Source organism: Methylobacterium sp. J-030 (genome assembly GCF_022829545.1).
GTDB lineage: Bacteria > Pseudomonadota > Alphaproteobacteria > Rhizobiales > Beijerinckiaceae > Methylobacterium.
On sequence record NZ_JAKSYM010000321.1, the window covers coordinates 39,612 to 64,021 of the forward strand.

General features: G+C 69.6%; 23 protein-coding genes. 21 read left to right on the forward strand and 2 right to left on the reverse strand.

Annotation, left to right across the window (positions count from 1 at the left end):
* Positions 1-198: 198 nt before the first annotated feature.
* The 15 genes from MKK75_RS24115 (at position 199) to MKK75_RS24185 (ending at position 15,903) form a co-directional block, all read left to right on the forward strand.
* A complete protein-coding gene (locus MKK75_RS24115) occupies positions 199-1,365 on the forward strand; it encodes an FtsW/RodA/SpoVE family cell cycle protein (RefSeq protein WP_244045040.1) in 1,167 nt (388 codons plus the stop codon).
* Positions 1,362-2,471: an undecaprenyldiphospho-muramoylpentapeptide beta-N-acetylglucosaminyltransferase gene (gene murG / locus MKK75_RS24120; protein WP_244045041.1), complete on the forward strand. Its 1,110-nt coding sequence runs from the start codon at positions 1,362-1,364 to the stop codon at positions 2,469-2,471. The genes MKK75_RS24115 and murG overlap by 4 nt, the downstream gene beginning before the upstream one ends.
* 51 nt (positions 2,472-2,522) lie before the next feature.
* Positions 2,523-3,929 (forward strand): UDP-N-acetylmuramate--L-alanine ligase, encoded by a 1,407-nt coding sequence (gene murC, locus MKK75_RS24125; RefSeq protein ID WP_244045042.1) that lies wholly within the window; start codon positions 2,523-2,525, stop codon positions 3,927-3,929.
* A 4-nt stretch (positions 3,930-3,933) separates the two neighbouring features.
* Entirely contained in the window at positions 3,934-4,473 is a 540-nt protein-coding gene (locus MKK75_RS24130) for an endonuclease domain-containing protein (protein ID WP_244045043.1), read from the forward strand.
* Positions 4,470-5,402: a UDP-N-acetylmuramate dehydrogenase gene (gene murB / locus MKK75_RS24135; protein ID WP_244045044.1), complete on the forward strand. Its 933-nt coding sequence runs from the start codon at positions 4,470-4,472 to the stop codon at positions 5,400-5,402. Before MKK75_RS24130 ends, murB begins: the two co-directional genes overlap by 4 nt.
* Before the next feature lie 28 nt (positions 5,403-5,430).
* Positions 5,431-5,664: an AbrB/MazE/SpoVT family DNA-binding domain-containing protein gene (locus MKK75_RS24140; protein WP_244045045.1), complete on the forward strand. Its 234-nt coding sequence runs from the start codon at positions 5,431-5,433 to the stop codon at positions 5,662-5,664.
* Positions 5,651-5,998 carry a type II toxin-antitoxin system PemK/MazF family toxin gene (locus tag MKK75_RS24145; RefSeq protein ID WP_279594092.1) on the forward strand — a complete coding sequence of 116 codons (348 nt, stop codon included), beginning with the start codon at positions 5,651-5,653 and terminating at the stop codon, positions 5,996-5,998. Before MKK75_RS24140 ends, MKK75_RS24145 begins: the two co-directional genes overlap by 14 nt.
* Positions 5,999-6,036: 38 nt before the next feature.
* Positions 6,037-6,960, forward strand: a complete 924-nt coding sequence (locus tag MKK75_RS24150; RefSeq protein ID WP_244045047.1) for a D-alanine--D-alanine ligase — start codon at positions 6,037-6,039, stop codon at positions 6,958-6,960.
* Positions 6,927-7,868, forward strand: a complete 942-nt coding sequence (locus MKK75_RS24155; RefSeq protein WP_244045048.1) for a cell division protein FtsQ/DivIB — start codon at positions 6,927-6,929, stop codon at positions 7,866-7,868. Before MKK75_RS24150 ends, MKK75_RS24155 begins: the two co-directional genes overlap by 34 nt.
* A gap of 52 nt (positions 7,869-7,920) precedes the next feature.
* The gene (ftsA, locus tag MKK75_RS24160) at positions 7,921-9,243 is read left to right on the forward strand and encodes a cell division protein FtsA (RefSeq protein ID WP_244045049.1); all 1,323 of its coding nucleotides are present in this window, start codon (positions 7,921-7,923) and stop codon (positions 9,241-9,243) included.
* An 88-nt stretch (positions 9,244-9,331) separates the two neighbouring features.
* Positions 9,332-11,062: a cell division protein FtsZ gene (gene ftsZ / locus MKK75_RS24165; RefSeq protein ID WP_244045050.1), complete on the forward strand. Its 1,731-nt coding sequence runs from the start codon at positions 9,332-9,334 to the stop codon at positions 11,060-11,062.
* A 438-nt stretch (positions 11,063-11,500) separates the two neighbouring features.
* On the forward strand, positions 11,501-12,448 hold the full coding sequence (lpxC, locus tag MKK75_RS24170; protein ID WP_244045051.1) for a UDP-3-O-acyl-N-acetylglucosamine deacetylase: 948 nt from the start codon (positions 11,501-11,503) through the stop codon (positions 12,446-12,448).
* A gap of 190 nt (positions 12,449-12,638) precedes the next feature.
* The gene (locus tag MKK75_RS24175; RefSeq protein WP_244045052.1) at positions 12,639-13,520 is read left to right on the forward strand and encodes an outer membrane protein assembly factor BamD; all 882 of its coding nucleotides are present in this window, start codon (positions 12,639-12,641) and stop codon (positions 13,518-13,520) included.
* Positions 13,521-13,851: 331 nt separating this feature from the next.
* Positions 13,852-15,525, forward strand: coding sequence for a DNA repair protein RecN (gene recN / locus MKK75_RS24180; protein WP_244045053.1), 1,674 nt, complete (start codon positions 13,852-13,854; stop codon positions 15,523-15,525).
* Between the two features lie 177 nt (positions 15,526-15,702).
* Positions 15,703-15,903 carry a hypothetical protein gene (locus MKK75_RS24185; RefSeq protein WP_244045054.1) on the forward strand — a complete coding sequence of 67 codons (201 nt, stop codon included), beginning with the start codon at positions 15,703-15,705 and terminating at the stop codon, positions 15,901-15,903.
* A gap of 124 nt (positions 15,904-16,027) precedes the next feature.
* Here MKK75_RS24185 and MKK75_RS24190 read toward each other — a convergent pair whose 3' ends face one another.
* Positions 16,028-16,273, reverse strand: a complete 246-nt coding sequence (locus MKK75_RS24190; RefSeq protein WP_244045055.1) for a hypothetical protein — start codon at positions 16,271-16,273, stop codon at positions 16,028-16,030.
* 230 nt (positions 16,274-16,503) lie between these two features.
* On the opposite strand from MKK75_RS24190, the gene pstS reads away from it, so the two are divergent.
* The 6 genes from pstS to phoB all read left to right on the forward strand — a co-directional run bounded on the left by pstS (position 16,504) and on the right by phoB (position 21,997).
* Positions 16,504-17,544 carry a phosphate ABC transporter substrate-binding protein PstS gene (pstS, locus tag MKK75_RS24195; protein WP_244045056.1) on the forward strand — a complete coding sequence of 347 codons (1,041 nt, stop codon included), beginning with the start codon at positions 16,504-16,506 and terminating at the stop codon, positions 17,542-17,544.
* 85 nt (positions 17,545-17,629) lie between these two features.
* Positions 17,630-18,607 (forward strand): phosphate ABC transporter permease subunit PstC, encoded by a 978-nt coding sequence (gene pstC / locus MKK75_RS24200; RefSeq protein ID WP_244045057.1) that lies wholly within the window; start codon positions 17,630-17,632, stop codon positions 18,605-18,607.
* Between the two features lie 19 nt (positions 18,608-18,626).
* A complete protein-coding gene (pstA, locus tag MKK75_RS24205) occupies positions 18,627-19,514 on the forward strand; it encodes a phosphate ABC transporter permease PstA (protein WP_244045058.1) in 888 nt (295 codons plus the stop codon).
* 23 nt (positions 19,515-19,537) lie between these two features.
* Entirely contained in the window at positions 19,538-20,362 is an 825-nt protein-coding gene (gene pstB, locus MKK75_RS24210; protein ID WP_244045059.1) for a phosphate ABC transporter ATP-binding protein PstB, read from the forward strand.
* Between the two features lie 109 nt (positions 20,363-20,471).
* Positions 20,472-21,191 carry a phosphate signaling complex protein PhoU gene (phoU, locus tag MKK75_RS24215; protein ID WP_244045060.1) on the forward strand — a complete coding sequence of 240 codons (720 nt, stop codon included), beginning with the start codon at positions 20,472-20,474 and terminating at the stop codon, positions 21,189-21,191.
* A 110-nt stretch (positions 21,192-21,301) separates the two neighbouring features.
* Entirely contained in the window at positions 21,302-21,997 is a 696-nt protein-coding gene (phoB, locus tag MKK75_RS24220; protein ID WP_161393791.1) for a phosphate regulon transcriptional regulator PhoB, read from the forward strand.
* Between the two features lie 152 nt (positions 21,998-22,149).
* Here the strand turns inward: phoB and MKK75_RS24225 are convergent, their stop codons facing one another.
* Positions 22,150-24,303 carry a protein-disulfide reductase DsbD family protein gene (locus MKK75_RS24225; RefSeq protein WP_244045061.1) on the reverse strand — a complete coding sequence of 718 codons (2,154 nt, stop codon included), beginning with the start codon at positions 24,301-24,303 and terminating at the stop codon, positions 22,150-22,152.
* Between the last annotated feature and the right edge of the window lie 107 nt (positions 24,304-24,410).

Sequence of the window (24,410 nt, forward strand, 5' to 3'; positions counted from 1 at the left end):
GATACACCTCAAAGTTGCATGTCCATAATTAACATCGCGTATCTTCGGCCAAGTATTCGCGTATCGATGAGCTCGAACATTCGCGTCGGGGGCGGGGGCCTCGGCAATCCTCCATAAGCCTCCGTTTACCATTCCTGCCGAGGATCCAGCCCGACCCGCGCGGACCGTCGTCCGCGCGGCCTGGAGTCGTCGCCCGGCATGATGTCACGTGCGGAACGCACCCCCCTGACGGACTGGTGGTGGACAGTCGATCGCGGCCTGCTCGCGGCTTTGTTCGCGCTGATGATCGCGGGCCTCGTCTTCCTGATGGGCGGCGGCCCGCCGGTCGCCGAGCGCATCGGCCTGCCGACCTTCTACTTCCTCAACCGGCAGGCGCTGTATCTCGCGCCGACCATCCTGCTGATCTGCGCGGTCTCGTTCCTGTCGCTGCGCGGCATCCGGCGGCTGGCGCTGGTCACCTGGATCTGCGGCGTCGCCCTGTGCTTGCTGGCGGGGAAATTCGGCCCGGAGATCAAGGGCGCGCACCGCTGGATCCAGTTCGGCTCGTTCGGCCTGCAACCCTCGGAATTCGTGAAGCCCGCCTTCGTGGTGGTGGCCGCCTGGGCCTTCTCGGAGGGTGCGCAGCGCCGCGACATGCCGGGGGGCATCCTCGCGCTGCTGCTGCTGCCGATCACCATCGTGCCGCTGCTGCTCCAGCCCGATTTCGGCCAGACCATGCTGATTACCATGGTGTGGTGCGCGCTGTTCTTCGTGGCCGGCCTGCACCTGATCTGGGTGGCGATGCTCGGGGTGCTCGGGCTGGGAGGCGTCTTTGCGGCCTACTTGTTCTTCCACCACGTGCGCGAGCGCTTCAACAAGTTCCTCGACAAGGATTCCGGCGGCGGCTTCCAGGATTTCTGGTCGCGCGAATCCTTCCGCTCGGGCGGCTGGTTCGGGACCGGCCCGGGGGAGGGGATCGCCAAGCGCCACCTGCCGGACGCTCACACCGACTTCATCTTCTCGGTCACCGGCGAGGAGTTCGGCGTGATCGTCTGTCTCTGCCTCGTGGCGTTGTTCGCCTTCATCGTGCTGCGCGGCCTCAAGCTCGCCCGGCGCACCGACGACACCTTCTCGCGGCTGGCGATCACCGGGCTGACAACCCTGTTCGGCCTCCAGGCTTGCATTAACATGGCGGTGAACACCCAGCTCATGCCCGCCAAGGGCATGACGCTGCCCTTCGTCTCCTACGGCGGCTCGTCGCTGATCTCCCTGGCGCTCGGCACCGGCTTCCTCGTTGCCCTGACCCGGAAGCGCCCGCGCAGCGTGCTGCTCAGCCAGAAGCCCCCCGGCACCGCGCCCGCCACCGTCGCCGGGGTGATGCGGTGACGGTCTTCACGCCCACGATCCTGCTCTGCGCGGGCGGCACCGGCGGCCACCTGTTCCCGGCCGAGAGCCTTGCCCATGCGCTGCGCGCCCGCGGAATCCGGGTGGCGCTCGCCACCGATGCCCGGGTCGACGCGATCGCGTCCGAGTTCCCGGCCTCCGAGGTGGTGACGATCGCCGCGGCGACGCCCTCGGGACGCTCGCTGGTCCGCCGGGCGAGCGCCGTGCTGACGCTCGGCCGCGGCTTCGGCGTCGCCGCCAGGGAGATCCGCCGGATCAACCCGGCCGCCATCGTGGGCTTCGGCGGCTACCCGACCGTGCCGCCGGTGCTCGCCGGCCAGATCCTGCGCGTGCCTACGATCCTGCACGAGCAGAACGCCGTGATGGGCCGGGCCAACGCCTTCCTGGCCCGCGGCGCGCGCACCATCGCCACCGGCTTCAAGGACGTGCGCGGCGTCCCCGAAAAGGCCACCGCCCCCCGCATTCACACCGGCAACCCGCTCCGCCCGGCGGTGATCAAGGCGGCGGAGGTCCCGTATCCGGCCTTCGGCGAAGGCGCCACCCTGCGGCTCCTCGTGTTCGGCGGCAGCCAGGGCGCCCGGGTGATGGGCGAGGTCGTGCCCGAGGCGCTGGCGCGCCTGCCCGATACCCTGCGCGCCCGGCTGCACCTCGTCCAGCAGGTCCGGGCCGAGGATCTGACGGCGGTGCAGAACCGCTACCTCGCCATGGGACTCGCCGGGCTCGAGGCGGCGCCGTTCTTCAAGGACCTCCCGGCCCGGATGGCGGCGAGCCATCTCGTGATCGGGCGCTCGGGTGCCTCGACGGTCTCGGAACTGGCGGCGATCGGCCGTCCGGCGATCCTCGTGCCGCTGCCCGGCTCCCTCGATCAGGACCAGGCCGCCAACGCCGCGACGCTCGACGCGATCGGCGCGGCGCTGGCCGTGAAGCAGTCGGATTTCACGCCGGACCGCCTCGCCGCGGAGCTCACCGCCTGCTTCGCGACGCCGGCAAAATTGACCGCGGCGGCCGATGCGGCCAGAAGCGCGGGCATCCACGACGCTGCCGAGCGGCTCGCCGAGGTCGTCGTCGAGACGGCCGCCCGCACCTGATTCCTTGAGGGATTCCGCAACCGGCGATCCCGCCACCAGACGGTTCGACCCATGAAGCTGCCCGACAAGCTCGGCCCCATCCACTTCATCGGCATCGGCGGCATCGGCATGTCCGGCATCGCCGAAGTGATGCACAATCTCGGCTACACGGTGCAGGGCTCGGACGCCTCCGACAACGCCAATGTCCGCCGGCTGGCCGAGAAGGGCATGCGCACCTTCGTGGGCCACGACGCCCAGAACGTCGAGGCGGCGGCCCTCGTGGTCGTCTCCACGGCGATCCAGCGCGACAATCCCGAGTTGCAATCTGCTCGGGAGCGTCGGCTTCCGGTGGTGCGCCGAGCCGAGATGCTGGCCGAGCTGATGCGGTTCAAGTCCTGCGTCGCCATTGCGGGCACACATGGCAAGACGACCACCACCTCGCTCGTCGCCACTTTGCTCGATGCGGGCAATCTCGACCCGACGGTGATCAACGGCGGCATCATCAACGCCTACGGCACCAATGCCCGCATGGGCGCGGGCGAGTGGATGGTGGTGGAGGCCGACGAATCCGACGGCACCTTCCTGAAGCTGCCGGCCGATGTCGCGATCGTCACCAACATCGACCCCGAGCACCTCGATCATTTCGGCTCGTTCGACGCGATCAAGGATGCGTTCCGGCGATTCATCGACAACATCCCATTCTACGGTTTCGCGGTGATGTGCATCGACCACCCGGTGGTGCAGGACCTCGTCGGCCACATCGAGGACCGGCGGATCATCACCTACGGCGAGAACCCGCAGGCCGACGTGCGCCTGATCGACGTGGATCTCCGCGGCGGCCAGAGCCGCTTCCGCGTGATGATCCGCGATCGCCGCCCGGGCTACCGGATGGAGATGGAGGATCTGGTCCTTCCCATGCCGGGCAAGCACAACGCCCTGAACGCCACGGCGGCGCTGGCGGTGGCGCACGAGCTCGGCGTGAAGCCGGAGGCGATCCGCAACGCGCTCGCCGGCTTCGGCGGCGTGAAGCGGCGCTTCACCCGCACCGGCGAATGGAACGGCGCGACGATCTTCGACGATTACGGGCACCATCCGGTGGAGATCAAGGCGGTGCTGAAGGCCGCCCGGGCCTCGACCGAGCACGGGGTGATCGCGGTGGTGCAGCCGCACCGCTACACCCGGCTGCAATCGCTGTTCGACGATTTCTGCACCTGCTTCAACGACGCCGACACGGTGATCGTGGCCCCGGTCTATGCGGCCGGCGAGCCGCCGATCGAGGGGTTCGACCGCGACAGCCTCGTGGCGGGCCTGCGCTCCCGCGGCCACCGGGACGCCCGGGCGCTGGAGCGGCCGCAGGAGCTGGCCGGCATCATCGCGGAGCTGGCGAAGCCGGGGGATTACGTGGTGCTGCTCGGCGCGGGCACGATCACGCAATGGGCCTACGCGCTGCCGGACGAGCTGGCCGCGCGGGGGCGGTGAGGGGATGCGTGAGGCCGACCCGGATCGGACCCGCTTCCGGCGGGGCCTGCGCGGGTCGCAGACGGAGGTGGAACGCCGTCTGCGGTATCGCCTGCGTCACCGGCGCCTTGCCGGGTTCACGTTCGTGCGGCAGGAATCGATCGACCGTTACGTGGCCGATTTCTGCTGCCGTGAGGCACGGCTGATCGTCGAACTCGACGGAAGCCAACATGCCGACAGCGGGCATGATCGCGCCCGCGATGCATGGCTGACTGCGCAAGGTTACCGTGTCCTGCGCTTCCGGAACGCGGAGGTCGCGACCAATATCGTCGGTGTCACAGACACCATCATGGCCGCGCTTCTCCCCTCTCCCCGCGGGCGGGGAGAGGGCCGCGACGACCGCGTCGTCGGCGCGGCGAGCCCGAAGGGCGAAGGTGAGGGGGCGGCTCCGGTCGAGACACACCCGGAACCGCCCCCTCACCCTCGGCTGCCGCCTCGATGCGACGACGACAGGGTCGTCGCATCCCTCTCCCCGCAAGCGGGGCGAGGGGAGAAACACCCATGACCGCATCCCTCCACGACCGCATCCGCGCCGCCGCCCCCGACCTGCGCGGGCGCCTGCTCGCCGAGCAGCCGCTCGCCGACCTCACGTGGTTCCGCGTCGGCGGCCCGGCCGAGGTGCTGTTCACCCCGGCGGATGAAGAAGATCTCGCAAGCCTCCTCGCAGCCATCGATCCGGATGTCCCTGTGACGGTGATCGGGCTCGGCTCCAACCTGATCGTCCGCGACGGCGGCGTGCCCGGGGTGGTGGTACGCTTAGGCGGGAAAGCGTTCGGCAGCATCGCGGTCGACGGCGATACCCTGGCGGTCGGCACCGCCGTCCCGGACATGCGCCTCGCCAAGGCCGCCGCCGAGGTCGGGCTCGACGGGCTCGCCTTCTACCGCGGCATCCCGGGCTCGATCGGCGGGGCGCTGCGCATGAACGCCGGCGCCCATGGCGGCGAGACCACCGATGTGCTCGCGGAAGCCCGCGGCATCGACCGGCAGGGTGCGCTGCGCAGCTTCAGCCAGGCCGAGATGGGCTTCTCGTATCGGCACGCGGAGGCGCCGGAGGATGTGATCTTCACCCGCGCCCTGTTCCGCGGCAAGCCGGGCAACCGCGCCGCCATCGAGGCCGAGATGGAGCGGGTCACCGCCGCCCGCGAGGCGGCCCAGCCGATTCGCGAGCGCACCGGCGGCTCGACCTTCGCCAACCCGGAGGGCGGCAAGGCGTGGCAGCTCATCGACGCAGCCGGCTGCCGGGGGCTCACCCGGGGTGGAGCGCAGGTCAGCGAGATGCACTGCAACTTCCTGATCAACACCGGCGACGCGACGGCGGACGATATCGAGGGGCTTGGCGAAGACGTCCGTCGCCGGGTGCGACAGACGAGCGGCGTCGAGTTACGCTGGGAGATTCGGCGGATCGGCATCGCTTCGCCGCTGGTAAGCCGGTAAGCTGTAAGCTCTTCGGCGGAGATAAGGCATGCCGGATCGATCGACCACGATCGCGTATTCCAAGGTGTCCGTGAAGAGTCAGACGGTCCTGCCCGCGGAGGTGCGCGAGCACCTGGCGATCCGGCCGGGCGATCGCCTGCGCTATCACATCACGCCGGACGGCATCCGGATCGATAAGGCCCCCCCGGAGGCCGAGGACCCATTTGTGGCTTTCACGGAATGGGCCGGCCCGATCGACGATGAAGACTATGCCGACCTCTGACTGGCAGCCCGGCACGGTCGTGGTCGTGCACTTCCTCTACCCCGATCGTCTGGCGGAGAAACGGAGACCCGCCGTCGTCGTGTCGGGCGCGGCCGTGACTGCGGCTGGCTATGTATGGATTGCGATGATCACGAGCGCCCGCAACGCGCGCTCTGCTGGCGATGTGCAGATCGAAGATTTCCAATCCGCCGGCCTCGGTGTCGCCTCCGTGGTCCGCCCGCTCAAGATCGCCTGCATCGAACCGACCCGGATTTTGCGCCGGATCGGGTCTCTGCCGAACGAAACGGCGGCGCAGGTCTACGCCACGATCCGAAGCCAGATCGGCCCGGCTTGAGCCGATCCCCCAGCCACCGTCCCGCCCCGGAGCCCACCATGTCCAAGCACGTCGCCGTCCTCCTGGGCGGCACCTCCGCCGAGCGCGAGGTCTCGCTCAGTTCCGGCAAGGCCTGCGCGGATGCCCTGGAAGGCGAGGGCTACCGGGTCACCCGTGTCGATGTCGGGCCCGACATCGCGTCGGTGCTGACCGCGCTCCGGCCCGACGTTGCCTTCAACGCGCTCCACGGTCCGGACGGGGAGGACGGCACGATCCAGGGCGTCCTGGAGATTCTGAAAATCCCCTACAGCCATTCCGGCGTCCTCGCCTCGGCGCTGGCGATGAACAAGGAGAAGGCCAAGACGGTCCTGCGCGCCGCCGGCATCGACGTGCCGGAGGGCCGGCTTGTTAACCGTCGTGAGGCCGCCGCGACACACGCCCTGCCACCACCCTACGTCGTGAAGCCCAACGCGGAGGGCTCATCGATGGGCGTGATCATCGTGCGTGACGGCCGCTCGCACCCGCCCCAGATCCTCGCCACGGACGACTGGACCTTCGGCGAGCAAGTCCTTGTCGAACCTTACATAGCTGGTCGTGAACTGACCTGCGGCGTGATGGGCGACAGGGCCCTCGGGGTCATCGAGGTGAAGGCCACGACGGGCGAGTGGTACGACTACGACGCGAAGTACGCCCCCGGCGGCTCGCTGCACGTGCTGCCCGCCGAACTTAAACCAAATGTTTACCAGCGTGTCCAAGAACTGTCGTTAACGGCGCATCAAGCACTGGGCTGCCGGGGCGTCAGCCGTGCCGACCTTCGATTCGACGATACGCCGGGTGGAACCGGGCGGCTCGTGGTTCTGGAGGTCAACACGCAACCCGGCATGACCCAGACGAGCCTTGTGCCGGATATGGCGGCCCATGCGGGCCTGAGTTTCGGTGAGCTCGTCCGATGGATGGTGGAGGACGCTTCCCTGAATCGCTGAGCGGCGGCGACGCCGGCCGGAGCGGTCCCGCGCGCCTCGCCGGGGCCGTGATGGCCCGGCTCTCGTCCCGGTCGCTCTCGGTTCGCCGCGCGCGCTCCGGCCCGCGCCTGGGTGCGCGCCTGTCCCGCGGCACCGGGACGGTCGCGGTCTCCATGACCTTCGCGGCCTTTGCCCTCGCCGGATTCGTGGCGAGCGGGCGCTACGACACCTTCGTGGCCGAGCAGGGCCGCCCGCTGGACATCGCCGCGCGGCTGATGGGCTTCGGCGTCGAGCGCGTCACCATCTCGGGCATCTCACGAATGTACGAGCGGGAGGTCCTGGCCGCGGCCGGGATCGACTGGCGCTCCTCGGTCCCGTTCCTCGATGTCGGCGACGTGCGCGAGAAGCTGCTGCGGGTGCCGCTGATCGCCCAGGCCTCGGTCCGCAAGATCTATCCCAACGAGATCGCGATCACCCAGGTCGAGCGCGAGCCCGCCGCCCTCTGGCAGAAGAACGGCGAGATCAGCGTCATCGCGGCCGACGGCACCGTCATCGACGCCATGCGGGACGACCGCTACGCCAGCCTGCCACTCGTGGTCGGCGAGGACGCCAACACCAAGCTTCCGGAATACCTCGCCCTGATCGCCGCGGCCGGCCCGCTGGCCGACCGGATCAAGGCCGGCACCTACGTCTCGGGCCGGCGCTGGACCCTCAAGCTCGACGGCGTCGACGTGCGCCTGCCCGAGACCGATCCGGCCGCCGCGCTCGCCCGCCTCGTCCGGTTCGAGCGCGAGGCCGACCTCCTGGAGAAGGACATCATCGCGGTGGACCTGCGCATGCCGGACCGCCTCGTGGTGCGCCTGACCGAGGAGGCCGCCGCCGCCCGCGCGGAAGCTCAGAAGGCGAAGAAGAAGGGCGCGGCCAGCTGATGACCGCGACCACGATCTCCGTCCGTCCCGCACCCCGCGTCCGGTAGCGTCAATGCACAGCCACCACGGCCTCACGCCGCGCCTGAAGCCGCTCTCGGCCCGACGTTCGACCACGCTGTCGGTGCTGGACATCGGCACCAGCAAGGTCGTCTGCCTCATCGCCGAGCTGCAGCCCGCCGAGGCGCTGACGACGCTGCGGGGCCGCACGCACCTCGCGCGCATCATCGGCATCGGCCATCAGCGCTCCCTCGGGCTGAAGGGCGGCGCCATCGTCGACCTCGCCGCCGCCGAGGGCGCGATCCGGCAGGCGGTCCACGCCGCCGAGCGGATGGCCAAGGTCGAGGTCCAGTCGGTCATCGTCAACATGTCGGGCGGCCGGCTCGCCTCGCAGCATTTCCAGGCGCGGGTGAACGTCCGCTCCGGCGCCGTAACGGGCAGCGACGTCGAGCGGGTGCTGGAGACGGCGAGCGCTCACGGCGTCAGCCCCGGCCGCGCGGTGCTCCACGCCCTGCCGACCGGCTACGCGCTGGACGGCCAGGGCGCCGTGATCGACCCGTCGGGCATGATCGGCGAGGCGCTCAGCGTCGACCTGCACGTAGTCACGAGCGAGCTGGCGGCCGCCCGCAACGTCATGCTGGCGGTGGAGCATTGCCATCTCGGGGTCGAGGCGGTGATCGCCACGCCCTACGCGGCCGGCCTGTCGGCGCTCGTCGACGACGAGGCCGAGATGGGCGTCTGCGTCGTCGACATGGGCGGCGGCACGACCAGCGTCGGCGTGTTCTCGGGCGGCCATCTCGTCCACGTGGACGCGGTGGCGGTCGGCGGCCACCACGTCACCATGGACATCGCCCGCGGCCTCTCGACCCGCATGGCGGCGGCCGAGCGGCTGAAGACCCTTTACGGCTCGGCCCTCTCCACCCCGTCGGACGAGCGCGACATGATCGCGGTCCACGGCGTCGGCGAGGACGAGGGCGAGGCCCCGGCCCATATCCCGCGCTCGCAGCTCGTGCGGATCATCAAGCCGCGGGTGGAGGAGGTGGTCGAGCTGGTGCGTGACCGCCTGCGCGAGGCGGGCTTTGCCGCGCAGGCCGGCCGGCGGGTGGTGCTCACCGGCGGCGCCAGCCAGCTCGTCGGCCTGCCGGAGGTCGCCCGCCGGGTCCTCCAGGGGCAGGTTCGGATCGGCCGTCCCCTCGGGATCCGGGGCCTGCCGGAGGCCGCCAAGGGCCCGGCCTTCTCGGCGGCGGTCGGCCTGCTGGTCTACCCGCAGGTTGCCCATGCCGAGCATTTCGAGCCGCGGGGGCACGGTGCCTTCGCGGCGACTGGAACCGACAACTACCTGAACCGGGTCGGCCGCTGGCTCCGGGACAGTTTCTAGGATTTCGCCCCCGCCCGACGGGTGGGTCGAAGAGTATCCGGCGCCGCGGCGTCGCACGGACAGCACAGTTAGCGAGAGGCTCGACACCATGGCCATCACCCTCCAGGCGCCGGACATCCGGGAACTGAAGCCCCGCATCACCGTCTTCGGCGTCGGTGGCGCCGGCGGCAATGCCGTCAACAACATGATCGAGTCCGGCCTGCTGGGCTGCGAGTTCGTGGTCGCCAACACCGACGCACAGGCGCTCACGTCGTCGAAGGCCGAGCGGGTGATCCAGATGGGCCTCGGCGTGACGCAGGGCCTCGGTGCCGGCTCGCACCCGGAGGTCGGCTCGGCCGCCGCCGACGAGGTGATCGACGAGATCCGCGACCAGCTCTCGGGCGCCCACATGTGCTTCATCACCGCCGGCATGGGCGGCGGCACCGGCACTGGCGCCGCCCCGGTCATCGCCCGGGCGGCCCGCGACATGGGCATCCTGACGGTCGGCGTCGTGACGAAGCCGTTCCAGTTCGAGGGCATCCGCCGGATGCGCACCGCTGAATCCGGCATCCAGGAGTTGCAGGCCGCGGTCGACACCCTGATCGTGATCCCGAACCAGAACCTGTTCCGGGTCGCCAACGAGAAGACCACCTTCGCGGACGCCTTCGCGATGGCCGACCAGGTGCTCTATTCGGGCGTCGCCTGCATCACCGACCTGATGGTGAAGGAGGGCCTGATCAACCTCGACTTCGCCGACGTGCGGGCGATCATGCGCGGCATGGGCAAGGCCATGATGGGCACCGGCGAGGCGTCGGGCGAGAAGCGCGCCAACCGCGCCGCCGAGGCCGCCATCGCCAACCCGCTCCTCGACGACGTGTCGATGAAGGGCGCCCGCGGCCTGCTGATCTCGATCACCGGCGGCTCGGACCTGACCCTGTACGAGCTCGACGAGGCCGCCACCCGCATCCGCGAGGAGGTCGATCAGGACGCCAACATCATCCTCGGCGCCACCTTCGACGAGAGCCTGGACGGCATCATCCGCGTGTCGGTGGTCGCCACCGGCATCGAGCCGGCGCTGATCGCGGCGAACTCGCCCAACAACCCGGCCATCGCCGAGACCGAGCAGCGCATCGCCGAGGTCGCCGAGCGCCTGCGCGCCGAGGCCCGCGCCCGCACCGCCTCGCCGGTGCCGAGCATCCGCACCGAGGCGGTCGCCCCGGCGCCGGCGCCGGCCCCCGCGCCGCAGCCGGCCCCGGAGATGCGGTCCGAGCCCCTGGCCATCCGCGAGCCCGCCGCGCCGATGATCCGCGACGACGTCGTGCTCGCCCCGGTCCAGCCCCGGGCCGCAGCGCCCTTCGTCCCGCCGCCCGCGCCGCTTCCGGCCGAGCCCGCGCCGCAGTTCCAGGCCGGCCCGTTCGTGCCGCCGCGTCCGGCCGCCCCGGGCGGCACGCCGCTCGCCCGCGCCCCGCGGATGCCGCAGATCCACGAGCTGCCGCCGATCGCCCAGACCCAGATCCTGGCGAACCGCGCCCAGGAGGAGGCGGCTCCGGAATCCAAGCGGACGTCGCTCCTGCGCCGCCTCGCTACGGTTGGCTTCGGCGGGCGTCGCGACGAGATCGAGGGCGCACCCGCGGCCCGGGCCAACCCCGCTGCGCCGCAGCCGCAGATGGCTCAGCCTCACGTTCCCCCGACTGCGCGCGCTCCGGCGGCTCCGGCGGTGCCGCAGTACCGCCCGGCTCAGGGCCATCTCGACGCGCAGGGGCGCGTCGCGCCCCAGCCGCGGATGATGGACGACGATCAACTGGAGATCCCGGCTTTCCTCCGCCGTCAGGCGAACTGAGGCCGCTTCCGGGTCCGATCGCGAACGAGGGCCGGCGATTGACCGCCGGCTCTTCGTGTTGGACGAGCACAATCTCAGGTTTCAAATGCCCGTGTCGGAGGCGTTGCCTGCGGCCTCCTGACTCTGTCTTCCGGGGATGTCTGGTGCATCCATGACACAGATCGGCCGCGGGTTAGCCCTGCGGTAACCATTTTTTAAGCCGTTGATCACACAGCATTTTGCGTCTGCCGAACTGCAAGCGTGTCTGTAACAGTGCGTAAGAATCCGTGATTTGGCTGCCCTGTGCGGTGCAGCTATAGAAGCACCGAGACCGACGAAACATGCATCAGGATACAACCTGATGGCGTGAGCAGGGGCATCAAGCAGCGGACGGATCAGTCAGTCTTCTCCCATTCCCTGTCGGAATGGCGGAACCTGATCGCGGCCGGGGGCTAAGGAATGCGAACGCTGAAACAGACGACCCTCAAAGGGCCGGCGACTCTTTCGGGCATCGGGGTCCATTCCGGGAACCCCGCCGAGATCACGCTCCGGCCCGCACCCGCCAATCACGGCATCGCCTTCCTCCGCACCGGTACGCCCCATGGCAATGACCGCCTGATCAAGGCGCATCACGCCCTCGTCTCCGCCACCGAACTCTGCACCGTCCTGGGCGACGTCGAGACCGGCGCGGTTGCCACCGTCGAACACCTGATGTCCGCCCTCTTCGGCCTGGGCGTCGACAACGCCCTGATCGAGATCGACGGGCCCGAGATGCCCATCCTCGACGGGTCCGCACTGCCCTTCGTCGAAGCCATCGATCAGGTCGGGATCGCCACCTGCGGCACGCCCCGCCGCTGGCTCAAGGTGCTGCGCCACGTCCGAATCGAGACCGGCCGCTCCTTCGCGGAGCTGCGCCCGATCGACCGAGGCTTCCGCCTCGACGTCGAGATCGATTTCGAGAGCCCGGTGATCGGCCGCTCGCGCAAGGCGATGGACCTGTCGCCCGCGAGCTACCGCCGCGAGATCGCCGGCGCCCGGACCTTCGGGATGATGCGGGACGTGGAGCGCTACTGGAAGGCGGGCTTCGCCCTCGGCGCCTCCCTGGAGAACACCGTGGCGGTCGGCGAGACCGCGGTGGTTAACCCGGAGGGCTTGCGCTTCCCGGACGAGTTCGTCCGGCACAAGATCCTCGACGCGGTCGGCGACCTCGCGCTTGCCGGCCTGCCGATCCAGGGCGCCTACCGCTCCTTCTGCGGCGGACACCGGATGAATGTCGGCGTACTCTCCGCCCTCCTGGCCGACCGGGCCAACTACGCGATCGTCGAGGCCCAGAATCCGCGCCGCGAGACGACCCTCTCCGAACTCGGCGCCGGCCTCGGGCTCGCGGCTTTCGCGGCCGACCTCTGACCATCAACCTGTGGTCCGCAAGACACAGTCGGCGAACGATCCAGCCCGCCTCAGCCTTGCCGCTTTCGTGCCCGAATCAACCGGCACGGTTTAACGGTCCGTGAACGGCGGGCACGGCCCGGCGGGTCGGATCCACGCACGCGATGGCATGACGGCGCGGGATGGCGCCGCTTCCGGGAAAGAGCGCCAGATGCCTGTCACCTTTCGTCACCGCCGGGCGGCGGCCTTCGCGGCCCCCCTCATGGCCGTCCTCGGCCTGGGCCTCGGCGGCTGCGACTTCGACCCGACCAATCTCTTCGCCGAGAAGTACAAACCCGAGGTCGTGCCGGACGTGCCGGCCGACAAGCTCTACAGCGACGGCCTGGCGAAGCTCGAAGACAGCGACTACGAGGGCGCGGTCAAGAAATTCGACAGCCTCGACAAGCAGTACCAGTATTCCGAATGGTCCCGGAAGGCGCTGCTGATGACCGCCTACGCGAATTACGAGGGCCAGAAGTACGACGAGGCGATCAGCGCCTCGAAGCGCTACCTGCAGCGGCACCCGGCCAGCAAGGACGCGGCCTACGCGCAGTACCTGATGGCGATGTCGAACTACAAGCAGATCCCGGACGTGACCCGCGACCAGGAGCGGTCCGAGAAGGCGCTCGTAGCACTTCAGGAACTCGTCCAGAAGTATCCGACCTCGGAATACGCCATCGACGCCAAGGCGAAGATCCAGATCACCCGCGATCAGCTCGCCGGCAAGGAGATGGAGGTCGGGCGCTTCTATCTTGAGAGGCGCAACTTCCCGGCGGCGATCAACCGCTTCCGCGACGTGGTCTCCAAATATCAGACCACCCGCCACGCCGAGGAAGCGCTGGAGCGCCTGACCGAGGCCTACTGGGCGCTCGGCATCGCCCAGGAGGCCCAGAACTCCGCCGCGGTGCTCGGGCACAACTTCCCCGAGAGTCCCTGGTACAAGGACGCGCACGCGCTCCTCGCCCAGAACGGCCTGGAGCCCCGCGAGGAGAAGAGTTCGTTCCTCTCGAAGATCTATCGCACGGTCGCGGGCAAGACTGCCTCGGCCGAGTGAGAGGCTGGTCGACCCGCGATACCGGGTTGCCAAAGGGCTGCGCCCCTTGGCGGCTTCTCAGGGCGGGGCCCGGGGATGTCCGGCCCTGAGACGTTCCCAGGGCTCTGCCCTGGACCCGCGAAAGGTCTCGACCTTTCGAAACCATCCTTCGATCCACCGGATCGCAACGCGCTCGCTCCGGGTTCCGGGCCGCGGCGTCGTCGCAGTCCCGCCTTGCAGGCTCGGAGCCATAGGCTCCGGGCCTTTCCCGTTGTGCGACGCATTTTTGGGGTGAATCGGCGCTGCGACGGCCTTATGTCTGCGAACCCATCCTGAGGAATGTCCTCGCCGCATGCTGGCGCAGCTCGCCATCCGCGACATCGTCCTGATCGACCGACTCGAACTCAATTTCCGCGCGGGCCTCAGCGTCCTGACCGGGGAGACGGGCGCGGGCAAATCGATCCTGCTCGACGCCTTCGCCCTGGCGCTCGGCGGCCGCGGCGACGGTCGCCTCGTCCGGCACGGGGAAGCACAGGGTGTCGTCACCGCCGTGTTCGACCTCCCGCTGGATCATCCGGCGCGCCGGATCGCCGCCGAGGCCGAGATCGACACCGAGGGCGACCTGATCCTGCGCCGGACCCAGATGGCGGACGGCCGGACCCGCGCCTTCGTCAACGACCAGCCGGTGGGCGTGCAGGTCCTGCGCGCGATCGGTGCCGCCCTGGTGGAGATCCACGGGCAGCACGACGACCGGGCGCTGGCCGATCCGGCCTCGCATCGGGCGATCCTCGACGCGTTCGGCGGCCTTCACAGCCAGCTCACTAAGGTCGCGGCGGCGTCCCGGGCGGTCCGCACCGCCCGCGCCGACCTCGCCGAGCACCGCGCCCGCGTCGAGGCGGCCCGCAAGGAGGCCGATTTTCTCCGCCACGCCGTTAAGGAGCTGGCCGCGCTCGCGCCGCAGCCCGGCGAGGAGGCGCAGCTCGCCGAGCGCCGCACCATCATGCAGCAGTCGGAGAAGGTGGCGCGCGAGCTGAACGAAGCGCTGGAGGCGGTGGGCGGGCCCCATTCCGGGGTGCCGCATATCTCGGCCGCCCTGCGCAAGCTGGAGCGCCGCGCCGCGCAGCTCCCGGCCCTGGTCGACCCCTGCGTCAACGCCCTCGATGCCGCGATGGTCGCCCTCGACGAGGCCCGCGCGGTGCTCGACGCCGCGGTGGCCGAGACCGAGTTCGACCCCCGCGACCTGGAGCGGGTGGAGGAGCGGCTGTTCGCCCTGCGGGCGGCCGCCCGCAAGTACGACGTTCCGGCCGACGACCTCGCGGCCCTGGCCGAGCGCTATGCCGGCGACGTGGCGGCGATCGATGCGGGTGAAGCCGCGCTCGGCGGCCTGGAGCAGGCGCTCGTCGAGGCGGAGGCGACCTATGCGGAGGCGGCCGAGAAGCTCAGCGCCGGCCGCCGCCGCGCGGCCAAGCAGCTCGATGCCGCCGTGAAGGCCGAGCTGCCGCCCCTGAAGCTGGAGCGGGCCCGGTTCATCACCGAGATCGTCACCGATCCGGACGCGCGCGATCCGGCCGGCATCGACCGGGTCGAGTTCTGGGCACAGACCAACCCCGGCACCAAGCCCGGCCCGATGATGAAGGTCGCCTCCGGCGGCGAGTTGTCGCGCTTCATGCTCGCCCTCAAGGTCGTGCTCGCCGACAAGGGCTCGGCTCCGACGCTGATCTTCGACGAGATTGATACCGGCGTCGGCGGCGCCGTGGCGGATGCGATCGGGTTGCGCCTCGCACGCCTCGCCGCGACCGTTCAGGTCGTCGCCGTCACCCATGCGCCGCAGGTCGCGGCGCGCGCCGAGACGCATTTCCTGATCGCCAAGGCGCCCGTGAAGGGCGCCGGACGCGTCGCCACCCGCGTGGCGAGCCTGCCGGTGGCGGAACGCCGGGAAGAGATCGCGCGGATGCTCGCGGGCGCGACGGTCACCGACGAGGCCCGCGCGGCCGCGGCGCGGCTCCTCCAGGGCGCAGACGGTTAGAGCGCTGTCCGCCGGAGGGGACACCGGTCAGCGCGGGAGCGCGCCTCGACGCCGGCTCCGGTAACAGGTAAGCTTAACCGTGAGTTGACGATAACGTTTCGTTAACCATTCCTGGTGACATTATCCACAGCCCGGCACCGCAGCGGGTTTTGGGCGGTCGAAGGGCGGGAGGAAGAGATGAAGCCGTCAATCGTCGATTCCGGGGCGCTTCTCGACGCGGGACAGACGCAGAAGCGCGCGATCGATACCCGCCAGCTCGGCCTCTCGCTCCGCTCCGTCTACGAGGGCAGCGTCGACACGCAGCCGATCACCGATACCCATGTGGAGCTGCTCCTGCGCCTGCGCCAGAAGGAGCGGGAGCTGCGTCGGGCGGGCTGAGCCGATCGGCGTTGGCAGACCAACGTTTCATCCGCTCAGGTCTATGACGGGCCACGGGTTTGCATCGCAATACCGGCGGCTGCCCGTGCGAAATCCGCTCGGGTCGGAGCGGCGGCGCGACGCCTCACCAGCGGCGCGCCCCGGGCCTCCGGCGATACTCGGCCGCACGAATCAGCGTCAGCACCCGGTCGAGGTTGACCAGCAGATCCGCCTCCTCGCGCCGCGCCGCGGCAGCCGCGTCCGGATCGCTGCTGAACTTCTGACGCGCCTGCGCGAGCGCCAGGGCGCGCTCCACCGCCTCCCGCTCGGCATGCAGGGCAAGCCAGCCCGGGTCGACCTTCGTCGCTGAATCGGCGCTTTCGCCCTCCACGGTGACCACTTCCTTCCGTGCCGTTACCGGGAGAAACGCGCGAGACCCGTGAACCGTGCCGCATGACCTGCGGCGTGATGTCATGCCGATGTCATCTACCTGTCGTAACCGCGCAGCCATCGGGCGGCCGGCGCTGGGTCTTTCTGGAGATCGGCCGCAAGGCTCTGCCGCGGGCATGAGCATGCCGGCGGGGCAGTGCAGGCACTTGCCCGACGGCAACGGAGATTCCATTGAGACCCTTCGCTTACGCGCTCGCCGTCGGCCTCGCGACGGTACAGCTGGCGTCCGCCGCGCTCGCCGCCGACATCACCGGGGCCGGCGCCACGTTCCCCTTCCCGGTCTATTCCAAATGGGCCGAGGCCTATCGGAAGGAATCCGGATCGGGCCTGAACTACCAGTCGATCGGCTCCGGCGGCGGGATCAAGCAGATCCAGGCCAAGACGGTCGATTTCGGCGCCACCGACGCGCCGCTCAAGGGCGAGCAGCTCGCCAAGGACGGCCTCGTCCAGTTCCCCACCGTCATGGGCGGCGTCGTCCCGGTGGTGAACATCGCCGGCGTCGAGCCGGGCAAGCTCAAGCTCACCGGTGAAGTCCTTGCCGACATCTACGCCGGGAAGATCTCGAAGTGGACCGATCCGCGGATCGCGAAGCTGAACGAGGGCCTGAAGCTACCCGACACCAACATCACCCCGGTCTACCGGTCCGACGCCTCGGGCACGACGAACATCTTCACGACCTACCTGTCGCAGGTCTCGGATGGGTGGAAGAAGGAGTACGGCGCGGCCACGACGATCTCCTGGCCGGTCGGCCAGGGCGGCAAGGGCAACGAGGGCGTGACCGCCACCGTCAAGCAGGTGCCGAACGCCATCGGTTACGTCGAATCCGCCTATGCCAAGCAGAACAAGCTCGCCTACGCCCTGCTCCAGAACAAGGCCGGCAAGTTCCCGCAGCCGGACGACAAGGCGTTCCAGGCGGCCGCCGCCAGCGCCGACTGGAAGTCGGCCCCGGGCTTCGGCATCTCGTTGACCAACCAGGCGGGCGAGGATGCGTGGCCGATCACGGCGGCGACCTTCATCCTGGTCCACAAGGACCCGGCCGATCCGGCCAAGGCCGCCGACGTGCTCAAGTTTTTCGACTGGGCCTATAAGAACGGCGACAAGCTCGCCTCGGATCTCGACTATGTTCCGCTGCCCGACAACGTCGTTTCACTGATCCACGAGGAGTGGAAGAGCGTGAAGGGCAAGGATGGGAAGCCGGTTTACAACATGTAAGCCGCGTCGGGAGGAGGTTTCGGCCTCCTCCCTCGCTTCCGGGATCGCGCCGCGCTACCACGCCATCTTTCGCAGAGAACCGCGGATGCCCGCTTTGACTGAAACGATTGCCCTGGGCCAAACCCGGACGACCGCGGCGCGGAAGGGTCCGAGCCGGAACATGGACGCGCTGTTCCGCGGCTGCGCGTATGGCGCGGCGCTGCTGGTGCTGACGGTCCTCGTCGGGATCATCGGCTCGATCGTGTACGGCGGGCTGCCCGCCTTTCAGGAGTTCGGCTTCGGCTTCCTGACCTCCAGCGCCTGGAACGTCGGGACCGAGCAGTACGGCGCCCTGGTGGCCGTCATCGGCACGCTGACCTCCGCGCTCCTGGCCCTGGTCATCGGCGTCCCGATCTCGCTCGGCATCGCCATCTACCTCACGCAGCTCTGTCCGGGCTGGGCGCGCAAGCCGGTCGCCATGACGATCGAGCTGCTGGCCGCGGTTCCGAGCATCATCTACGGGATGTGGGGCCTGTTCGTCTTCGCGCCGCTCTTCGCCCGCTTCATCGAGATCCCGATCTCCAACATCGTCGAGGGTCTGCCGATCGTCGGGACCGTGCTGTATGCCCGCATCCCGTCGGGCGTCGGCGTGCTCACCGCCGGCATCATCCTGGCGATCATGATCGTGCCGTTCGTGGCCTCGGTCGCCCGCGACATGCTCGACCAGATCCCCACGATCCTGCGCGAGAGCGCCTACGGGGTCGGCTGCACCACCTGGGAGGTGACGCGCTTCGTCCTGATCCGGCACGCCTCGGTGTCGATCATCGGCGCGATCATGCTCGGCCTCGGCCGGGCGCTGGGCGAGACGATGGCGGTGACCTTCGTGGTCGGCAACGCCAACCGCCTCTCGGCCTCGGTGTTCGATCCCGGCTCGACCATCGCGTCCCGGATCGCCAACGAGTTCAACGAGGCGGACGGCATGCAGCTCAACGCCCTGATGGCGCTGGGCTGCATCCTGTTCGTCATCACCTTCATCGTCCTGATCGCAGCGCGCATCCTGACGTCGCGCGTGCGTGTCGGTTGAGGAGCCGGTGAGGAGTCCCATGGACGCGACCAACACACTCGCCGCCGCCCCCCTCGGAAGAAGCCGGGTCCGTCCCGGAAGGCGCCGGGCCGACGCGGTGCTCCGCGGCTTCTGCGCCTTCGCCACGCTGCTCGGCGTGATCGTGCTTGGCTCGATCCTGCTGATGCTGATCTTCGAGGGCGTGCGCGGCTTCACCCCGACCCTGCTGACCCAGCCAACCCCCGGGCCGGGCAGCGAGGGCGGCGGCATCGCCAACGCGGTGCTGGGCAGCCTGATCCTGACGACCATCGGCATCGTCATCGCCACCCCGGTCGGCGTGATGGCCGGGACCTTCCTGGCGGAGTACGGCCGGACCTCGAAGCTGGCCGTCGTCATCCGCTTCCTCAACGACATCCTGCTCTCGGCGCCGTCGATCCTGATCGGCCTGTTCGTCTACACGCTGATGGTGCGGCCCATGGGCAGCTATTCCGGCTGGGCCGGCAGCGTGGCGCTCGCGATCATCGCCACGCCGGTGATCGTGCGCACCACGGAGGACATGCTGAGCCTCGTGCCGGGCACCCTGCGCGAGGCCGGCGCGGCCCTCGGCGCACCGGCCTCGACGGTGATCATGAAGGTGAGCTGGCGTGCCGCCTCGGCCGGCATCGTGACCGGCATCATCCTGGCGCTGGCCCGCATCGCCGGCGAGACCGCGCCGCTCCTGTTCACCGCGCTGAACAACAACAGCTGGTTCAACGCCGACCTCATGGGCGGCATCCCGAACCTGCCGGTGATGATCTACCAGTTCGCGCTTTCGCCCTATCCCAACTGGCAGCAGCTGGCCTGGGCCGGAGCCCTCCTGATCACCGTGACCATCCTCGCCCTCTCGATTGTCGCCCGCGTGGTGATCAAGCCGCAGCGGGCCCGCTGAAGCGCGCCCGAAGGATCAGCCCGATGAGCAATGCCGCAGCGACCGCCGAGCCCCTGATCCAGCCCTCCGCCAGGGCCAGCGCCGACACCAAGGCGCCGGTCCGGATCGCCGTGAAGGGACTGAACTTCTACTATGGCCAGTTCCACGGCCTGAAGAACATCAACCTCAACTTCCACGATCGGCAGGTGACCGCCCTGATCGGCCCGTCTGGCTGCGGGAAGTCGACGCTGCTGCGCACCTTCAACCGGATCTACAGCCTGTATCCGGAGCAGCGCGCCGAGGGTGAGATCCTGCTCGACGGGGTCAACATCCTGGATCCGAGGGTCGATCTCAACGACCTTCGCGCCCGGGTCGGCATGGTGTTCCAGAAGCCGACGCCCTTCCCGATGTCGATCTACGACAACGTCGCCTTCGGCATCCGGCTCTACGAGAAGCTCGGCCGGTCGGAACTCGACGAGCGCGTCGAGTCGTCGCTGCGCAAGGCGGCGCTCTGGGACGAGGTGAAGGACAAGCTCAAGCAGTCCGGCATGGGCCTGTCGGGCGGCCAGCAGCAGCGCCTGTGCATCGCCCGCACCGTGGCCCAGCGCCCGGACGTGATCCTGTTCGACGAGCCGACCTCGGCGCTGGATCCGATTTCGACCGGCAGGATCGAGGAGCTGATCGAGCAGTTGCGCGACGAGTTCACGATCGCGATCGTCACGCACAACATGCAGCAGGCGGCGCGCATCTCGCAATTCACCGCCTTCATGTATCTCGGCGAACTGATCGAATTCTCGCAGACCGAAAAGCTCTTCATGAATCCGACCGAGCGGCGGACGCAGGATTATATCACGGGCCGCTTCGGCTAAGCCGTGTCGCGGACCGGTCTTCGCGTCACCGCGTCCCGGTCGCCGCGGCGACCGGGCGGGATCGCCGCAAACGCGTGGGATCGCACGCCCCCATCGAAGGATCCATCTCATGCCCGGCCATATCGTTAGCTCCTACGACACCGATCTTGAGAATCTCCGTCGCTCGATCTCGGAGATGGGCGGCGTGGCGGAGAAGATGACCGCCGAGGCGACCGACGCGCTGGTCCGTCGCGACGACGGGCTCGCCCAGACGGTGATCCTCGCCGACAAGCGCCTCGACGCCCTGCAGCGGGACATCGAAGAGCGCTCTGTCCTGCTGATCGCCCGGCGCCAGCCCCTGGCGATCGACCTGCGCGAGACCATCTCGGCGATCCGCGTCTCCGGCGATCTGGAGCGGATCGGCGACCTCGCCAAGAACGTGGCCAAGCGCGTGGTGGCGATCTCCGATCAGGCGCCGGCTCAGAAGATCGTGCTGGGTGTCCGCCACATGAGCGACCTCGCGGAGGGCCAGCTCAAGGACGTGCTGGACGCCTATGCGAGCCGCGACATCCAGGCCGCCCATGACGTGTGGGAGCGCGATGGCGAGATCGACGCGCTGTACAATTCCCTGTTCCGCGAACTCCTGACCTACATGATGGAGGATCCGCGCAACATCTCGTTCTGCACGCACCTGCTGTTCTGCGCCAAGAACGTCGAACGCATCGGCGATCACACCACCAACATCGCTGAGACGATCCACTACCTTGCCACCGGCGAGACGCTCGCGGGCGACCGGCCCAAGAACGATGCGTCGAACTACGCGACGGTGGACGGGGGACAGGCTCCCTAAATCATGATCCCGGATTCCGGTGCGCAGCGCCGAACGCGCACCTTGAGACAGGGCGGGTCCTCCGGCACCATCGGCGGCTCCGCCGCGAGAACGGGTCATCGAACGTGAGCATGCAAGTCCTGATCGTCGAGGACGAGGAGGCGCTGACCACGCTGCTGCGGTACAACCTGGAGGCCGAGGGCTTCCTGGTGGATTCGGCGGCCCGGGGCGACGATGCGGAACTGCTCCTGGCGGAGCGGATGCCCGATCTGGTCCTGCTCGACTGGATGCTGCCGGGTCTGTCCGGGATCGAGCTGTGCCGCCGCATCCGGGCGCGGCGCGAGACCGAGCGGCTGCCGGTGATCATGCTCACCGCCCGCGGCGAGGAGGGCGACCGGGTCCGCGGCCTCGGCACGGGCGCCGACGACTACATTGTCAAGCCGTTCTCCGTCCCGGAACTGCTCGCCCGGATCCGCGCCCTTCTGCGCCGGGCCAAGCCCGCTCATGTCTCCGACCGTCTGGCCGCCGGCGACCTCGAACTCGACCGCACCGGTCATCGGGTGCGCCGCGCCGGGGAGGAGTTGCATCTCGGCCCCACCGAGTTCCGGCTGCTGGAATTTCTGATGCTGGCGCCGGGCCGGGTCTTCTCGCGCGAACAGCTCCTCGACGGAGTCTGGGGCCACGACGTCTACATCGATGAGCGCACCGTCGACGTTCATGTCGGGCGCCTGCGCAAGGCGCTGAACGGGCCGCGCCAGCCCGATCCGATCCGCACCGTCCGCGGCTCCGGCTACGCCTTCGACGAGACCTTCTCCCTCGAAGCCTGAGGCGCCCAGTTTCGGTTTCAAAAGGTCGAGACCGCTTGCGGGTCCAGGGCAGGGCCCTGGTGTCGGGCATTGCCCGATCGTCGGGGCTCCGCCCGATCGTCGGGGCTCCGCCCCGACACCCCGCCAAAGGGCCAGCCCCCTGGAAACCCCGGTCAGCGTGTCAGCGCGGCGCTCCTGTCGGCGGCCGGCACCGAGGCCAGCGCCTGCAGAACCGTCCCCTCGGTCAGGATCTGCGGCAGCACCTGGGGCTCACCGGCGCCGGTATAGAGCAGGTAGAGCGGCACGCCGCTCCGTCCGTGCTTCTCCAGAAGACGGGTGATCTCGGGGTTCTGGTTGGTCCAGTCGCCCTTCAGATAGGTCACGCCCCGCTCGGCCATCGCGGTCCGCACGGCCTTGGTGGAGAGCGAGGTCGTCTCGTTGACCGCGCAGGTGATGCACCACGCGGCCGTCATGTTGACGAAGGCGGGCTTGCGCGCGTTCACCAGCGCGTCGAGGCGCGCCTGCGTGAACGGCTCGATGCCGTCCGCGGCGGCCCGGGTGCCCGCGCCGGCTCGGTCGTGCTCGAGGCTCACCATGATCACCCCGACGGCGGCGAGCGCGATGGCCGCGGTTACCCGCGCGACCCGCCCCGCTGACGGGTTCGCGCCCCGGCCGCGGTTCAGGGCCCAGGCGGCGAAGCCCACCAGCACGAGGCCGATCAGCGCCGCCAGCAGGCCCTGCGGAGCGACCTGCTGCGCGAGGACCCAGATCAGCCAGGCTACGGTGGCGTAGACCGGGAAGGCCAGGATCTGCTTGAGTGTCTCCATCCAGGCGCCGGGCCGCGGCAGCGCCCGCAGGGCCGGGGGCCAGACGGTGAGGGCCAGGAAGGGCAGGGCGAGGCCGAACCCGAGGCTCGCGAAGACGACGAGCGCCACGCCGGCGCTCTGGGTCAGTGCGAACCCCACCGCGGAGCCCATGAACGGCGCCGTGCAGGGCGTCGCCACCAGCGTCGCCAGAACGCCGGTGAAGAACGAGCCGGCCAACCCGTCCCGCCGGGCGAGGCTGTCGCCGACACCCGCGAACCGATTGCCGAGCGCGACCACGCCGGACAGGCTCAGGCCCATCGCGAAGAGCAGATAGGCGATCCCGGCCACGACCAGGGGCGATTGCAGCTGGAACCCCCAGCCGATCGCCGCCCCACCGCCCTTCAGGCCGATCAGCACGGCGGCGAGTCCGAGAAAGCTCGCCAGCACGCCGGCCGTGTACGCAAGACCGTGCAGGCGCAGGCGGGCCGGGCCCTCTCCGGCATGCCGCACAAGGCTCAGCACCTTGATCGACAGGACGGGGAAGACGCAGGGCATCAGGTTGAGGATCAGACCGCCGAGGAAGGCGAAGGCGGCCGCGGTCGCGAGCGTCAGCGCATCGAGGTCGGACACGGCTGCCCGCGCCGGCGCCGTCTCCGCGGGCAGCGGCGCGGTCGCGGCCGGAAGCACCGGATCGTCGCCATACGCAAAGGCGAGGCGGCGGGGCCCCGATGCGGTCACCTCGTCCAGGGTCAGCACGCCCGGAAGGGCCGCGGGGGCCGGTTCGTCCGGGCTGCTCCGGGCGAGGGTGAGGTGCAGGCCGGAACCGTCGACGGTCATCACCTGCGCGGCGGCGTTGTCGATCGCGGTCTCGGCATAGGGAAAGTAGGCGGCGTTCCGGATGGCGTCGGGTTTGAGGCCGGTCGCCGCGAAATCGAGCTTCAGGGTATCGCCCTGGCTCGACAGGCCGAGTGGCCAGAGCGCCGGGGCGGGGAGGGCGGCCCGGGCGCGGGCGAACAGGGCGGCGTTGTCCGGGTCGGGGCGCGGCGCGCCCACCGGCAGGGTGAGGGCGAGGTCGGCGGAACCCGGCACGCACTCGGTCTCGCAGACGAGGTAGGTCAGCTTGGCCTGGATCTGCACCGGGCTTGCCGGGTCCAGGCTCGGCGGCGGCGTCACGGGGACGAGGAGGGTGACCTCGCCCTCGTAGCCGTAGTTCATCAGCGTGGCGATCGGGATGCGCTCCGGCGACGGCCACCGGATCGCTCCCGCGTTGAAGCCGGCCGGCAGGGTCCAGGTCACCTCGGGCGGTAGGCCCGAATCCCCCGGGTTGCGCCAGTAGACGTGCCAGCCGGGCTTCACCTGCATCCGCACCGCCAGGGTGAAGGGCTGCGCCCCCGCCACCGCGGCAGGCTCGGCCACGAGGCTCGACCGCACGAGATCCGGCGGCGTGCGCAGCCCCTGCGCTAGGGCGGCCGACAGACTCGCGGCGAGGAGCAGGATCGGGAGTACGAGGCGGCGGATCATGCTGTCCCTTCGCGCGCCGGGCGTTCGTAGTTTCAGGCGCGGAGTCTTCGTGCGCGGCGCGGGCTTTTCCGTGACGGGATGTTGTAGCGCGCCGGTCGGCTCCCTGT

Excerpts from the sequence above, each read along its gene's own strand:
- MKK75_RS24115 (WP_244045040.1), top strand. The coding sequence starts at position 199 with ATGATGTCACGTGCGGAACGCACCCCCCTGACGGACTGGTGGTGGACA.
- murC (WP_244045042.1), top strand. The coding sequence starts at position 2,523 with ATGAAGCTGCCCGACAAGCTCGGCCCCATCCACTTCATCGGCATCGGC.
- MKK75_RS24130 (WP_244045043.1), top strand. The coding sequence starts at position 3,934 with ATGCGTGAGGCCGACCCGGATCGGACCCGCTTCCGGCGGGGCCTGCGC.
- murB (WP_244045044.1), top strand. The coding sequence starts at position 4,470 with ATGACCGCATCCCTCCACGACCGCATCCGCGCCGCCGCCCCCGACCTG.
- MKK75_RS24140 (WP_244045045.1), top strand. The coding sequence starts at position 5,431 with ATGCCGGATCGATCGACCACGATCGCGTATTCCAAGGTGTCCGTGAAG.
- MKK75_RS24145 (WP_279594092.1), top strand. The coding sequence starts at position 5,651 with ATGCCGACCTCTGACTGGCAGCCCGGCACGGTCGTGGTCGTGCACTTC.
- MKK75_RS24150 (WP_244045047.1), top strand. The coding sequence starts at position 6,037 with ATGTCCAAGCACGTCGCCGTCCTCCTGGGCGGCACCTCCGCCGAGCGC.
- MKK75_RS24155 (WP_244045048.1), top strand. The coding sequence starts at position 6,927 with ATGGATGGTGGAGGACGCTTCCCTGAATCGCTGAGCGGCGGCGACGCC.
- ftsA (WP_244045049.1), top strand. The coding sequence starts at position 7,921 with ATGCACAGCCACCACGGCCTCACGCCGCGCCTGAAGCCGCTCTCGGCC.
- ftsZ (WP_244045050.1), top strand. The coding sequence starts at position 9,332 with ATGGCCATCACCCTCCAGGCGCCGGACATCCGGGAACTGAAGCCCCGC.
- lpxC (WP_244045051.1), top strand. The coding sequence starts at position 11,501 with ATGCGAACGCTGAAACAGACGACCCTCAAAGGGCCGGCGACTCTTTCG.
- MKK75_RS24175 (WP_244045052.1), top strand. The coding sequence starts at position 12,639 with ATGCCTGTCACCTTTCGTCACCGCCGGGCGGCGGCCTTCGCGGCCCCC.
- recN (WP_244045053.1), top strand. The coding sequence starts at position 13,852 with ATGCTGGCGCAGCTCGCCATCCGCGACATCGTCCTGATCGACCGACTC.
- MKK75_RS24185 (WP_244045054.1), top strand. The coding sequence starts at position 15,703 with ATGAAGCCGTCAATCGTCGATTCCGGGGCGCTTCTCGACGCGGGACAG.
- pstC (WP_244045057.1), top strand. The coding sequence starts at position 17,630 with ATGCCCGCTTTGACTGAAACGATTGCCCTGGGCCAAACCCGGACGACC.
- pstA (WP_244045058.1), top strand. The coding sequence starts at position 18,627 with ATGGACGCGACCAACACACTCGCCGCCGCCCCCCTCGGAAGAAGCCGG.
- pstB (WP_244045059.1), top strand. The coding sequence starts at position 19,538 with ATGAGCAATGCCGCAGCGACCGCCGAGCCCCTGATCCAGCCCTCCGCC.
- phoU (WP_244045060.1), top strand. The coding sequence starts at position 20,472 with ATGCCCGGCCATATCGTTAGCTCCTACGACACCGATCTTGAGAATCTC.
- phoB (WP_161393791.1), top strand. The coding sequence starts at position 21,302 with ATGCAAGTCCTGATCGTCGAGGACGAGGAGGCGCTGACCACGCTGCTG.
- MKK75_RS24225 (WP_244045061.1), bottom strand. The coding sequence starts at position 24,303 with ATGATCCGCCGCCTCGTACTCCCGATCCTGCTCCTCGCCGCGAGTCTG.